We start from the raw sequence: 13559 nt of genomic DNA on the forward strand, positions 1-13559 counted from the left end.
TGTTCATGGTCCATCAGCATGCGACTGAAGCAGCGGCAGAAATCCTCGCTCGTGCTTCAGGGCCGATTGACGTCGGCATCGTCCTCGGATCCGGTCTCGGAACCCTGGCGGATCGACTAAATTCACCGATCGTCATTTCTTATGGAGATCTTCCTCACCTTCCAACACCCACGGTCTCGGGTCATGACGGCAAGTTGCTGATCGGCGAACTCGGTGGATTGAAGACGGCCTGTTTTCAAGGGCGATTTCACTTCTATGAAGGGCATGATCTCGACGCAGTGACCTTCCCGATCCGAATTCTTCAATGCCTCTCGGTCCCTCGGGTGATCCTTACCGCCGCTACGGGGGGAATTCGTGATGACCTCAGTCCCGGTACAATCGTATGCCTTTCAGACCATCTGAATCTTCTCGGAGCAAGCCCGCTGCGAGGTCCCAACGACGATCGTCTTGGTCCTCGGTTCCTTGACTTGACCGAGGTCTACTCAAGAAATCTCCAGACACTCGCCGGCGAAGAGGCAAACCGCCTGGGTCTGACACTCGCCTCAGGTGTTTATGCCTGTATGCCCGGCCCACACTACGAGACTCCTGCCGAGATTCGAATGCTTCGTGTTCTGGGGGCCGACATCGTCGGTATGTCAACCGTGCCGGAGGCGATCGTGGCCCGCCATGGCGGAATGGACGTGCTTGGCCTGGCCATCGTGGCCAACTGGGCTGCCGGGATCTCTCAAAATCCTCTGTCTCACACCGAAGTCCTGGAAACCAGTCTTGCAGTCAGTGGACGCCTGGCTGAACTGGTCGAAGCGATCTTCAGCCGACTTGCAAAGGGAACGAACCCTCCCGAGGTCGGCCGTTGATCGCCTCAGGTGTCGACATCATCCTGCCTCGATCAAGGTCCACGGCAGACAAACCTGGCGGACCTTGAACGGGAAGGAAAGAAACCTCAGCGACCCTCGTAGGCTCGATCAAGGAGATCGATCGGATGTTCAACCGTAATCGTGGTGCCGTATTCCTTGGCTTTGCGAGCAATTTGAAGGATGCAGCCCACGTTTCCGGTGACAACCGCCTCGGCTCCCGTCGCGAGGATATGCTCCATCTTGCGACGCCCCAGGCGTTCCGACATCTCCGGTTCAGTGAGGTTATAGGTTCCTGCAGCGCCACAACAGATTTCGGTTTCTTCCAGGGGAATTAATTCCAATCCCGGAATCATCTCCAGGAGTTGTCTCGGCTGACTTCGCACGCGCTGAGCGTGGACCAAATGGCAGGCATCGTGATAGGTAACCTTTCGGTAAGAAACTGAGTGTGCCGGCGCGATCGGTCCGAGCTGCACGAGGAACTCGGAGACGTCCTTAACCTTGGATGCGAATCGCCTGGCCAAATCATGGTCTGACTGTGGCAGCAAGTGGCCATAATCTTTCAGCATCGCCCCGCACCCGGCAGCATTGACAATGATGGCATCAACTGAGTCGAGATCGAAGGCACGCAGGTTTGCCCTTGCCAGGTCGAACGCGGGTTCCTCAATTCCCGAGTGATAATGGATTGCACCGCAGCAGGCCTGTCCTCGAGGAACGACGACCTCGCACCCGTTTCGTTGAAGAACCCGGGCTGTCGCGGCCGTCGTTTGAGGATACATCGCATCCGCGACGCAACCAAGAAATAAGGCAACGCGAGCGCGTTTTGGTCCAATCGGCGGAAGTACCTCAGGGAGTTTCGCCCCCCCCGAGGAGAGCTTCGGAAGCATAGCCTGCATGCGTCGCAAGGTTGGTGGGAGCAGTCGAGTCAGACCCACTGTATCCAGAGCATCGAGCAAGCCAACTCGCTGCATCAAGCGAGCAGGAGCGAGGGCGATTTTGACTCGCTCGCCGTAGGGAAACAGGTAGCGCAGGATGAGGGTCTGCAACCAGCTTCGCTTTCCGGGAGGAGCAGATTGCTGTAGGGCGACCTTAAATGGCTCGATGAGCTGGCCATACCGAACCCCCGAGGGACAGGCCGTCTCGCAAGCTCGGCAGTCGAGACAGAGGTCGAGGTGGCGACGAACATCATCGCTGACCCCGAGCCTGCCGTCGACCACCGATCGCATCAGGTAGATGCGCCCTCTGGGACTGTCGTTTTCGTTTCCGGTTTCGACGTAAGTCGGGCAACTTGCGGTACAAAGCCCGCAATGGATGCATTCCTGAAACCTGCGGTAATCGATTTTCGAAGCCAGCCAATCCAGGTCGACCCCCGCGTCAACCGGTCGGGAGGCCGGGTCCTCGACGGGCTTCTGGGAGGAAACCGTCCGGGTCGCAGATTCGGCGGTCGTCATGAAACGGCTCGCAAACAAATGGGAAGAAAAAGTGCGATCGCGGCATGAAGCGAAATTGGGGTTATTTCATTGTATCAAAGGAACCTGCCTGGGTTCATCGCCCCGGCAGGATCGAGGGATCGCTTGATCATCCTGGCCAGTTCCCAATCGATCCGAGGAACCCCCCAGACGCCGAGGTCCCCTTTGCGGTCGGTCGGGCATTGGGGAAGGATCAAGTTCCCCTCAGCGGCGACTGCGAGTTCGCGGAGGTGAGCGATGTCTTGAGCCAATACTGAGATCGGCACATCGGAGTGTGCCAATCCCCAGACGATCCCACTCCCCGCATGACTCTGAACAGCCCAACGCGCAGGATCAACCTCCGCGAAGAAATTGGCCACCGCTGATGGTAAGAGCGTTGCCTTGAAACTCATCGGCGTTTCGGTCGCAGGGTGCGCAGTAAGCGTTTGCAAGAGTCGGTCTGCATGGCTGTCGCGAGCCTCGGAGATCTCCGTTGCAGCGGCAAGCTCTTCTCGGAGAACATCCAATTGCCATTGCACCACCTCCGATGTCCCCTCAAGACCCAGGGCCAGAATCTGTCCCGACGTCGGAAGATCGAGCCCAGACTCTCGGGTCACCACCTCGGCAGCGGGTGTGTTGAGAAGTTCAAAGACGACCGGGCGAGATCGAGATGTCGTGAGTGCCGAGAGAATCGGTTCCAGTGGCTGATGGGTTGGCCATTGAGTCCAGACCAACGCCGTGGCTTCGGGCTTGGGACGAGTTTTCAAGGTGAGTTCGACGATCGTGCCAAGGGAGCCGTAGGAACCTGTCAAGAGCTTTGGAAAATCATACCCTGCTACGTTTTTGACAACACGACCTCCCCCTTTCACCAGGTGTCCCTGAGAGGTCACGAACGCAACGCCGAGAATCTGGTCTCGGGGCCGACCGAGTCCGTAACGACTTGGTCCTGAGGTATCAGTCGCGTAGATTCCTCCAAGGGTGGCGCGATCGGCGAACGGCGCGTGAAGCGGAAGCCGCTGCCCCTCAGTACCGAGAAGATCCTGTAACGCAGCCAGGGTCATCCCCGCCTCGACCGTAATGGTCATGTCCGCGGCCGGATAATCGATCACCCGGTTTAATTGCAAGACATCGAGCACGATTCCAGGACGCTCCGGAGGACCTCCGGAATGCAAGGCGGTTCGGCCTCCTTGCGGATAGATGGCGGCCCCTTCGGAGACATGTTTTCGCACACTGTCGGCCAGAGAATCACGATCGGAGGGATGTTCCGCAGCCAAGCCAAAGCGACCATCTCCCAAGGGGAGCTCATTCGAGGATTCGGGCCAGTTCATCGAACACTCACTGAAAGAAGGAGAGAGATGCCATGCTCAACGAATTGCATCAGGCGTTTTCACGATCGCAGCTCAAACCGCCCCGTGCATCGCAGGCCTGGAACGAAGAAACGGTGGTTTCAAGGGCAATCGCACGGTGAATTTTGAACCACCTCCTGGCACAGCGTCCACCTCGATTCGACCGCCGTGGTCCTGAACGATCCCGTAACTGATCGACAGTCCGAGCCCGGTCCCCACACCAACCGGCTTGGTTGTGAAAAAGGGGTCGAAAATCCGGTCGAGAATCGAGGGGTCGATCCCGCAGCCATTATCGAGAACATCGATACAAACTTCACCAGCGTCTGGATCACTTCGTGACCGAATGGTCACGGAACCGCCAGGGTTGCACGCGTCGATTGCATTCACGATAAGATTCATCAAAACCTGATTGATTTTTGCCGCATGGCACATTACGGGTGGCAATTGCGTTAACGTTGGGATCAGTTCCACCTGCTGCTTCTTGGCATAACCTAGAATGATATTCATCGAGGACTCGATCCCAACATTTAAATCCATCTCGGAGAGATCCCCTTCATCGAGCCTGGCAAACGCTCGGAGATCTCTCACGATATCGTGAATTCGCCTGAGTCCATCACGGGTGCGCTCCAGAATGCCACGAAGGTTATCGAGAGTATAGTCAATGTCAATCTCTTCACAAAAAGCACAAATCTCATGGTACAATTCGGGGTGGTGGCGCTTGATTAAGGAGTCTGCAGAACGATAGAGCCGGATCAAATCGTGGAGTTCCGACAGGTCTCGCTGGAGTACGGCAACATTGTTCCCCACGAACGCCAAGGGATTGTTAATCTCATGCGCAACACCCGCGACCAGTTGCCCGAGCCCGGCAAGCTTGGCGGATTCGACCATGCGACTCTGGGCCTGTTCTCGTTCTTCCAGAGCCCGGCGCTCGGAGCGAGCCATCTCCTGGAGAAGTTGGTTCTGAGCTCGAAGCAAGTCTTCCGCCATCTTGCGATCGTGGATGTCGCTGATCGAGCCCGCCATCCGAATCGGCTGACCACTTTCGTCCCAAACGGCCTGGCCACGAGCAAGGAACCAGCGATCCTCTCCGGACTGGGTATGGAGCCGGTACTCAATATCAAAAGGTTCTCCTCCATAAAGATGCCGCTGTGCAGCCTCCTCAACGCGAGGTCGATCGACGGGGTGAAGGAGTTCGAGGAACGTTTCGATTCGATGTGGAAAAGGGTCGTCCTCACCAAATCCAAGAAGGTGCTTAAATCTTGGTGAATAATAAGTGTCATTGGTTCTTGGATCCCAGTCCCAGAGCCCGTCGTTGGTCCCTCGAACGGCGAGCGCGAACCGTTCCTCGCTCTCTGCAAGCGCTTCGAGTGTGCGATATTGTTCGGTAACGTCCCAGAAGATGCATTGAAGACCGACAACCGTTCCTGAAGGATCCCTCAGCGGAGACTTGGTCACCTGGACCCGACGGACTTCTCCTTCGGTCGTGACATGCCCCTCGACATCTTCCAGGACTTCTCCGCTTTGCATGACGCGGAGGTCATCGCGTCGATACTTTTCTGCGAGTTCTTCGGGGTAAAAATCCCGATCCGTACGACCCAGGATTTCATTCAATTCCCGCCCGAGCGAGTGGCAAAAACGACGATTCGCAAAAGTGAATCGTCCCTGAGAATCTTTGCGAAAAATATTTTGTGGAAGGTTCTCGACAAGCGAGTGGTAGAACGCCTCGGACACAAGCCAGGCATCCTCTGCCTTGTCTCGCTCTACGGATTGAGCCCGAAGTTCCTCATCTAAATGCGCTGCTCGAGTCCGAAGCATCCTGATGGCTGTCAGTGCCGCGATCAGTAATGCAACGAGGAGAACGATGCTCACCAAAGTGAGTGGATGCTCAACTGGCAAGAGAGCCTGTGCCGGCACCAGCATCGTTGGAGCCGAGTGAAGGCCCCCGAACCACCCTCGGGAGCTGCCGGGACCCGAGCGGCTCGGGTTAGCCGTAGATCGAAGCGTCGCGATCATGGCTGCTGAAATACCGGATATTTTGACCCGAAAGGATACGATCGACACCTTCTTGAACCAGTCGTAGCAGCTCCACGACCGACACCTCCATCTCAGCGTTTCTGGTCCCTTCCGTGACGAGAATCTGCCCCTCGAATGCGAGCTTATGCAAAGCGAAACAGAGGAGTCGGTCGAGCACGATCGCGTTGCGAAATTCGGCCTCAAGTTCCACAAGCGCCTGGATCAGTTCGGGACCAACTCCGGGAGCGAGTCTTCCATCATGTCTCAGGGAGATCAAGAACGCGTCTGGATCGCTGCCTCGTAAGCCTGCATGACGCAAGACCACTTCAACTGCCGGTCGTTCAACGATTATCTCCGACGGTTCGGGAGCGATGGAGGGTCTCGCCAACGATGGGTCTGTCAGACCGGGATCGGTCAGTACCTGGGGGGCGTCGAAGTCTGCCAGTATGGTGGCGATCCACTCCGCGAGATAATCCGGGTCATCGGTAACCGTCCGTGATTTTCCAGGACGAACTTCGAGGCTGCTGCTTTGTTTTGAGTCGGGACACTGACCGTTCGTTGTGCCAAGGGCTTGCAGGAGTAATGATTCACAGTAGCGTTGCACGGTCTCCACGCGAGCCTGAGAGGCCTGTCGTTCGGCCAGGTCCAGGGCGTCGATCGGTAAATAGAGAACCAAACGCTGTGGTTCGGCGTTTGGGTCCGACTCTCTCCGCTCGTGAGTGCGGAAGGTTCCGGACACCTGTCTCCGCCTCGATGGTTTCGGACGTTTGCTCACGGCGCCACCTCTCATCGTGGCTCCATCAACCGACCCAAGGATCAAGCAGAGGCCCGACGTCCGGGGCTTTTCCGCTCGATGCAACCCACACCGATCGGCAACATCTTCCCGGGGCTGCAGCGTCCCTCAGGATTAAAAACGTTTCGGATAGCAACCATTGCATCCAGATCAGTTGAGGAGAAAAGTTTGGGCATGAACTCGAGTTTTTCGACGCCGATCCCATGCTCCCCTGAAACACTGCCGCCACAAGCAATGCATTCGTCGAGGATCTCATGGCTTGCGTCAAGGACTTTTCGAATTTGTTCCGGATCACGCTCGTCGAATAACAGGATTGGATGGATATTGCCATCGCCGGCGTGGAAGACGTTTGCAATCTGAAGGTGATACTTTTCCCCAATCTCTGTGATCCGTCGCAAAATGTGGGGCAGCTTGGTGCGTGGCACGACCCCGTCTTGCGTACAGAAGGTCGGACTTAGCCGACCGATCGCTCCGAAGGCAGATTTGCGTGCCTTCCAGATTGCGACATATTCCGGCTCCTTCCGCGTCGACCAGGCAATCGCATTGTTGACTGAGCCACCTTTCTGCCGAACGATCTTTTGAACAGCCTCCGCTTCGTGATCAAGACCTGCTTGCAGTCCATCGACCTCGATGATGAGGACGGCCCCAGCTTCCGTTGGAAACCCGAATCCGAAGGCTTCCTCCACCGCTCGAATCATCAAGTTGTCGAGCATTTCCAGGGCAGCCGGAACGATGCCAGCTCCAACGAGACCGCTCACCGTTTCCGTCGCCTGATCAACCGTCTCGAAGACTCCCAGGAACGTTCGACCAGCCTCCGGGTCTCGTGTCAGGTTGACGATCACCTTGGTCACGATCCCGAAGGTCCCCTCATTACCAACAACAAGGCCGGTCAGATCGAGCCCGGGAAGATCCTGAACTTTGCCACCTATTTCCACCACTCGCCCGTCCGGGAGAACCAGTTCCACTCCGCGAACATGGTTGACCGTCACGCCGTACTTCAGGGTGTGCGGTCCTCCAGAATTTGTGGCGACGTTGCCACCAACGGTGCAAGCCGTCTGACTGGAGGGATCAGGTGCATAATGGAACCCGGAACCGGCGAGCGCTCGTGTGAGCCAAACGTTCACGACCCCTGGCTCCACCACCGCATACCCATCGCGAAGATTGATCTCCAGAATCTGCTTCATGCGGGTCAGGCAGATCATGACACCACCGCCAACCGCGAGGGTGCCGCCTGAGAGGCTAGTCCCGGCTCCTCTCGGAACGAACGGAACCTCAAACTGTTGACAGAGTTTGACGATGGCAACGACCTGTTCCGTCGAGGTCGGAAAGACGACCACGTCCGGGACATTTTTTTCAATGACGTAGCCATCACACTCGTAGACGATCAACTCGTCTCGATGGTGTAACAAATTCTCCTCGCCGACGACTCGGATCAACTCGGCTCGGAGCGATTGGGAAATGTCGACGGTCTGTGCGACGGCCATAGGAGGATCTTCTTGAATTCCTTACACGGAGACGCGCTGCGGCCACCTCAAGGAACCGCAGTGATCAATCCGGCGTATGAAGAAAGACAGTTGATCCTCCTAGCTTACCCTCGGACTCGGGATGATTGCCACATCCTCTCCAGATCAATCATCTTCTCCGGGCGTTGAAACGTTGTCGAACTCGCCTGACACCAGAACGAACGGCTTTGAAGGTTCGTCACTGTACTTTCAGAACTCATTCTGTGCTGAGATGCTCTGGCTCGACGGATGCCGATTTGTCCAGGTGGATTCGTCTTGCGACGGAACAGATCCGTTCAGCCCTCTTGTGTCGACCAGGCGGGGTGAGCATCGACTGGTCGAGAGTCCGACCCAACACAAAGGTCACAATGGCCACAGAGAGGATTAACCGGTTCCTCTTGACCGAAGTAATCGAGCAATACGGCCCAACGGCAGCGTCGAGACTGAGCGTACTCGTTCATCTGATGTTGCTTGAGCCGGACCCGCTCTTCTCGTTCTCGAAAGCGGGACGCCAGACGATCTGCTTCACTCGGGAGAAGTTGAGATCGATTCGTTCGGTAACGACGGCCCTTCTCAAGGCTGACGAACCCAAAGCGTTCAAGTGTTCCAAGACAGATGCGGAGCCGATTCCTCGGCAAGGGACTGATCGGCATCAGATCGGAGAGGTTCGGTGCTCTTGGCTCGTCGGACATGCGAGCAACGGTATGAAATGCGTTCATGAGGTCCTGAGCTTCGGGTAGCTTTCCTCGAAAAAAGGACTGGAGTGATCGGTCAGAGGGATCTGAAAGCAAGACACCACTGGCCAGAGCACCATCTCGACCGGCTCGACCGAATTCCTGGTAGTAGGCTTCGAGTGTTCCAGGGATATGATAGTGAATCACAAACCGGATGTCGGGCTTATCGATTCCCAGCCCAAACGCATTGGTCGCGATTAACACTTTGATCTCGCCGTTCATGAACTGATTCTGCGCCTCTGATCGCTTTCGGTTCGACATGCGTCCATGATATGAGGCAACCTTCAATCCAGGTTCCGCAAGCAAACCGGTCAACTCCTCGACAGCTTTGACCGTAGCGCAATAGATGATGCCAGTACCTTCGAATCTCTGGAGAAGATGAGTGAGAATGTTCTGTTTGGCTTCATCTCCCTCCACCGGAACAACCGAAAGGGAGAGATTCGGTCGATAAAACCCCGTGTGCACGATCTCCGCATCAGCCAGATGCAATGACTCAAGAATATCTTCAAGAACTTCTTGCGTTGCAGTCGCTGTCATGGCAAGTACAGGGGGATTTCCCAGGTCGTCGATCGCGTAGCCGAGTTCCAGATAGTCGGGACGAAAGTCGTGCCCCCAGTGACTGATGCAATGTGCTTCGTCGATCACGAAGAGATCGAGTTTCCGACGTTTCAGGATCGCTCGAAAGTCTGGGTCGGCCATCCGTTCTGGAGTCGTGAAGATAAACTCGGGAAGTCCCACCTCGATCGCTTCCTCTGCCAATTTTGTTTGCCGGTCGTTTAACGTGCTGTTGACCTCCGCCACAGGAAATCCGCGTTTGGCAAGGGCATCCGCCTGGTCTTTCATCAAGGCGAGTAATGGGCTTACGACCACCGTCGTTCCATCCAATGCCAGACCCGGAAGCTGATAGCAAAGGCTCTTCCCAGATCCGGTGGGCATGACCACGACAGTGTCTTTCCCCTGCATCGCTGAGGCTACGGCTTCAACCTGACCGTCTCGGAAGCGCTGAAATCCAAAGTGTTCGCGGAGTTTCCCCCGCAAGGTCATCCGTTCCTTTTGAGACACGATAATGGACATAAGACGTTCTCAACTTGCCTCGCAAGCCGGCCAAGAGTGAGTCCCTCGGCGGCGAATTGGATCGGCGAGTTTCGGAGCAACTCTTGGGCCAAATCCGAGCGTTGGAAAGTGAGTCCCAACTCGTGAAACACCACAACCCTGTATCGAGGTATCAGAGGAGACCATTAAACGCCGAAGTGGTGGATTGAGGTTTGGAGACGAATCATGATTCCGAAACGAATCGTTCCCTTGGATCGACGAACGTTCTTGAAGGGGTCCGCCGCCCTCGGCCTCTCGTCAATTACCCCTGTCGCCAGCCAAGCGGAGAACGTGGATCGACGACCCTCCTACAAGGGACCGAATGTCATCCTCGTCCGATTCGGAGGGGGTGTTCGACGACAGGAAACGATCGCATCGGACGAGACTCACAGTCCCTTCCTCAAGAAAGTCTTTGCACCTCAGGGCGTCCTTTTCCCCCGGATGGAAATCGCCGACGCTCCCGGCGTCGAGACCAACCACGGACATGGAACCCTCTACCTCCTGACAGGGCGTTACGATAAGTACGAAGACGTCTCGGGGAAGTTTCTCGGATCTCGCTTTGAAGCTCAGGTACCGACGCTCTTCGAGGCACTCCGGAAACAGTACGATCTCCCTCCCCATCGAGCAATCATCGTCAATGGCGAGGATCGTACCGACGAGGAATTCTACGCATTTAGCAACCATCATTTATTTGGTGTTCATTTCCGGTCGACCGTTCTCAGTCTCTACCGGTACAAGCTCCACGTGCTTCGCTCCGACCTGGCACAAGGTCGGTATTCCGGCGAGGAAGCGATCCAGAAGCGTGATCAACTCCGAAAGCTTGAAGCCGTCGATCATCGCGCCAGAGATGCCGAGCCAACCACGCCGGAACTCGATGCCTTTTGGGAATCTTGGACCTCGTACTTCGGTCGAACGGGACTGGTCAACCCAAGGGGAGACCGACTCCTGGCGGAACTCGGTGTGTGGGCAATGCGAACGTTACAGCCCGCCTTGATGATGGTCAATTTCAACGATCCGGACTACGTCCACTGGGGAATTGCATCCCATTACACGCGTGGGATTTCGATTGTCGACAGCGCCCTTCGACGTCTCTGGGAAGAGGCGGAACGGCTCCCGGCGTATCGCGGCAACACCGTATTCGTCGTGGTGCCTGACTGCGGACGCGACACGAATCCCTTCGTCGCCGTTCCATTCCAGCATCATTTCAATGCGCATCACATCTTCGCGGCCATTGCTGGTCCAGGGATTGATCGTGGGCGAATTGTTGATCGAACCGTTCAGCAAGCTGACGTCGCGGCAACAATCGCAGCAATCATGGGCTTCCCCATGCCCTTTGCAGACGGCGGCTCGCTTGAGGAGGCCTTCGGATGAGCACAGTCATGGATCAGTCTCCAGGTATCCCGCTCGCAACGAATGCCTCTCAACCTCGGAAGCCCCTGATTCGACCAATCCCTCGAAAACTAAGCTTCCTTCTCACTGTGAGCATCGGTATCCTGTTATCGGCAAGCCCCTGGACAGCAATCCTCGTGGTTGGCTGGACGTTTCGGCTCATGCGACGCCGAATCTTCTTCGGTTGGTGGAACGAGCGGAACTCTGATGAGCACGTTCCGCTGGATGCACAGAGTGTTCGGTTCGACGATCAATTCCCGGTAGCGACGCTTCCTCGCTGGGTTGTCAGCGAACGTGTCATTGAATCGCTTGGCCGGCGAACACCAGACGATTCACCGCCAACCCGGTTGCGAAGAATCGCGCGCCTTCCCCGGGAATTGACCGGTGCGCTCCGCAGCAACCTTCGATGGGGGATCATGGCGTTCCTCTGCACGCTCATCCTCACCTACCCTGCTTGTGTTCTCTGGCTTGGGTCATGGTATGACGGATGGAATAACTCGTTCACTAAAGGATACGAAAACGCTTTTGTGGGTCTTCAAGCTGGGCTGTTCGCTCATCTTCTGTTTGTGCTCGCGATGCTCTACGTTCCGATGGCCTGGGGACATCTCGCGGCTTCCGGGCAGATTCGATCGGTATTTCAATTTGGAATTCTCGCTCGATTAATCTGGTCGAGTGGTTGGTCTGTATCCGTTTATGCCTTGATCTTTTCGATGGCGACGCTTCCTGTTCTGGCACTGCGTTCAGCCCCGTTCGCCTTTGTTCTCGGCGATCCGGATGCCTGGGCAGACGCTGAGCCGGAAGAAGTGCTCCGCGTGTTGAGCCAATATCAACTCGCCGCAGGCATTTACCTGTTTCCCGCCTTCGTACTGCTCCACCTTTTGATCGCACGCATTTATCGCTCAGCGTTACGGAAATCGCTGAAACAGAATCCTCGACTCATTCATCGACTGCCTCATTCCATCCGGGCCACACTGTTTGAGTACCGTCTCATTCCGGAAGATCCCCCCCGTCGCGGCCCGGCCCTTCGAATGGTTCGGTGGAGTGCGCGATCGACCTCGAGTTTGTTCGCCCTGCTTACGGCGTCGATTCTCTGGTTCATCGTGATCGGACAAATCTATGTCGGACAATTCCTGAACTACCTTCCCTGGGCCGGATGGCTCAACCAGCCATTGATTCATCTTCCCTGTTTGCAAGTCATTCCCAGGAGTCTCGGATAACACCAGGTATCACGTTCAAGTCGAAGTGTTCCAGGCCTAAGCCTTCGATCCTCGTCGGTCGATCTTCCGTCGGCATCAGCGAATGAGGTCAAGGTCCAGGACAATCCCCTCGGCTCCGCCCGTAGCGGACGGAAACTCACCGACCCAATCGCAAGGCATTGCGCGGTCATGAGTCTGGAAACCGAGCGATCGACCGATCCAGCTCATTAATCGAGCAGGTTCAACGCCTTCGGCTCTCAACGTCGCAAGTTTGATGGACTCATCTCGCTTGGCGAGACGTCTCCCCTGTGCATCCATCACCAGTGGTACATGCCCAAACTGAGGTGTTTGCAGACCAAGCGCGGAACTAATCAAGAGTTGCCTCGGCGTGCTGGACACAAGGTCGTTTCCTCGAATCACCTGATTGACGCCCATGGCTGCATCATCAACCACAACTGCAAGTTGATAGGAGATGCTGCCATCGGACCTCCCAACGATGAAATCTCCGACCGTGGAAGCAGGGTTGTTCGCAACGCTTCCGAGAAACAGATCGTCCCATGGAATCTCGCGATCCTCGACCCGGAATCGCCAGGCAAAGGGTTGATTCTCCAGATTCTCCGCGTCGTCCGAACATCGGCATGCACAGGTTCCTGGATATACTGGCCCCTCCTCACCCAGATGAGGAGCTGATGCGAGCCGCTGGATCTCTGCCCGGGAACAGGTACATGGGTAGATTCGATTGGCTTGCTTGAGCTGGTCGAGGGCCCTTGTATAGTGATCAAAGCGAAGCGATTGAAGATAGGGCCCGGATGGTCCTCCTCGATCCGGTCCTTCATCCCAGTCGAGACCGAGCCACTGGAGATCGACCATCGCCTGATCGATCATTCCTGGTCGTACCCTGCTGGTGTCCAGGTCTTCAATCCGAAGCACGACCTTTCCACCGACTGATCGAGCCATCAACCAGGCAATCAGAAACGTTCGAGCATGCCCCACATGCAATCCACCTGTTGGAGAGGGGGCAAATCGGCCCACCACCTGATTCGTTCGGAGTTCTGGCACCAGCAATTCCATGCGTTTCATTATTCATTCTGACCATGCGGATCCTTGGAGCTAGCTCGAAGCGCCCACGGTTTTGGAGTTTGGCTGGTCGGGTGGGTTCGGGCATCGTACAATCCTACCGTCGAGCCCCTTAGGG

Annotated in this window: 10 protein-coding genes; 3 read left to right on the forward strand and 7 right to left on the reverse strand. The window is 56.2% G+C overall.

All coding sequences use genetic code 11. From position 1 onward, the window contains the following. The first annotated feature begins 5 nt into the window (after positions 1–5). The gene (locus tag GA615_RS15480; protein ID WP_152052217.1) at positions 6–854 is read left to right on the forward strand and encodes a purine-nucleoside phosphorylase; all 849 of its coding nucleotides are present in this window, start codon (positions 6–8) and stop codon (positions 852–854) included. 86 nt (positions 855–940) lie between these two features. Here the strand turns inward: GA615_RS15480 and GA615_RS15485 are convergent, their stop codons facing one another. The 6 genes from GA615_RS15485 to GA615_RS15510 form a co-directional block, all read right to left on the reverse strand. Continuing rightward, the gene (locus GA615_RS15485) at positions 941–2302 is read right to left on the reverse strand and encodes a (Fe-S)-binding protein (RefSeq protein WP_152052218.1); all 1362 of its coding nucleotides are present in this window, start codon (positions 2300–2302) and stop codon (positions 941–943) included. A 74-nt stretch (positions 2303–2376) separates the two neighbouring features. Next, positions 2377–3573 carry an FAD-binding oxidoreductase gene (locus tag GA615_RS15490; RefSeq protein WP_235905479.1) on the reverse strand — a complete coding sequence of 399 codons (1197 nt, stop codon included), beginning with the start codon at positions 3571–3573 and terminating at the stop codon, positions 2377–2379. Between the two features lie 126 nt (positions 3574–3699). Continuing rightward, positions 3700–5514 (reverse strand): PAS domain-containing sensor histidine kinase, encoded by a 1815-nt coding sequence (locus GA615_RS15495; RefSeq protein WP_161602360.1) that lies wholly within the window; start codon positions 5512–5514, stop codon positions 3700–3702. Between the two features lie 115 nt (positions 5515–5629). Beyond that, positions 5630–6397, reverse strand: coding sequence for a hypothetical protein (locus tag GA615_RS15500; protein ID WP_161602361.1), 768 nt, complete (start codon positions 6395–6397; stop codon positions 5630–5632). Positions 6398–6474: 77 nt separating this feature from the next. Further along, entirely contained in the window at positions 6475–7935 is a 1461-nt protein-coding gene (locus GA615_RS15505; protein WP_152052222.1) for an FAD-binding oxidoreductase, read from the reverse strand. A 314-nt stretch (positions 7936–8249) separates the two neighbouring features. Then, positions 8250–9761 (reverse strand): RecQ family ATP-dependent DNA helicase, encoded by a 1512-nt coding sequence (locus GA615_RS15510; protein ID WP_152052223.1) that lies wholly within the window; start codon positions 9759–9761, stop codon positions 8250–8252. A 204-nt stretch (positions 9762–9965) separates the two neighbouring features. Between GA615_RS15510 and GA615_RS15515 the strand changes: the two genes are divergently transcribed. Beyond that, positions 9966–11150: a hypothetical protein gene (locus GA615_RS15515; RefSeq protein WP_152052224.1), complete on the forward strand. Its 1185-nt coding sequence runs from the start codon at positions 9966–9968 to the stop codon at positions 11148–11150. A 179-nt stretch (positions 11151–11329) separates the two neighbouring features. Then, positions 11330–12385, forward strand: a complete 1056-nt coding sequence (locus GA615_RS27535; RefSeq protein ID WP_261343943.1) for a DUF4013 domain-containing protein — start codon at positions 11330–11332, stop codon at positions 12383–12385. Between the two features lie 75 nt (positions 12386–12460). Here the strand turns inward: GA615_RS27535 and gluQRS are convergent, their stop codons facing one another. Beyond that, positions 12461–13435, reverse strand: coding sequence for a tRNA glutamyl-Q(34) synthetase GluQRS (gluQRS, locus tag GA615_RS15525; RefSeq protein ID WP_235905483.1), 975 nt, complete (start codon positions 13433–13435; stop codon positions 12461–12463). Positions 13436–13559: the final 124 nt, after the last annotated feature.

Origin of the sequence: Tautonia marina, assembly GCF_009177065.1 — a bacterium.
Classification (GTDB): domain Bacteria; phylum Planctomycetota; class Planctomycetia; order Isosphaerales; family Isosphaeraceae; genus Tautonia; species Tautonia marina.

What these genes read in the sequence shown, in the direction of transcription:
- GA615_RS15480 (WP_152052217.1), top strand. Translation starts at nt 6, where the DNA reads ATGGTCCATCAGCATGCGACTGAAGCAGCGGCAGAAATCCTCGCTCGT.
- GA615_RS15485 (WP_152052218.1), bottom strand. Translation starts at nt 2,302, where the DNA reads ATGACGACCGCCGAATCTGCGACCCGGACGGTTTCCTCCCAGAAGCCC.
- GA615_RS15505 (WP_152052222.1), bottom strand. Translation starts at nt 7,935, where the DNA reads ATGGCCGTCGCACAGACCGTCGACATTTCCCAATCGCTCCGAGCCGAG.
- GA615_RS15510 (WP_152052223.1), bottom strand. Translation starts at nt 9,761, where the DNA reads ATGTCCATTATCGTGTCTCAAAAGGAACGGATGACCTTGCGGGGGAAA.
- GA615_RS15515 (WP_152052224.1), top strand. Translation starts at nt 9,966, where the DNA reads ATGATTCCGAAACGAATCGTTCCCTTGGATCGACGAACGTTCTTGAAG.
- GA615_RS27535 (WP_261343943.1), top strand. Translation starts at nt 11,330, where the DNA reads ATGCGACGCCGAATCTTCTTCGGTTGGTGGAACGAGCGGAACTCTGAT.
- gluQRS (WP_235905483.1), bottom strand. Translation starts at nt 13,435, where the DNA reads ATGGAATTGCTGGTGCCAGAACTCCGAACGAATCAGGTGGTGGGCCGA.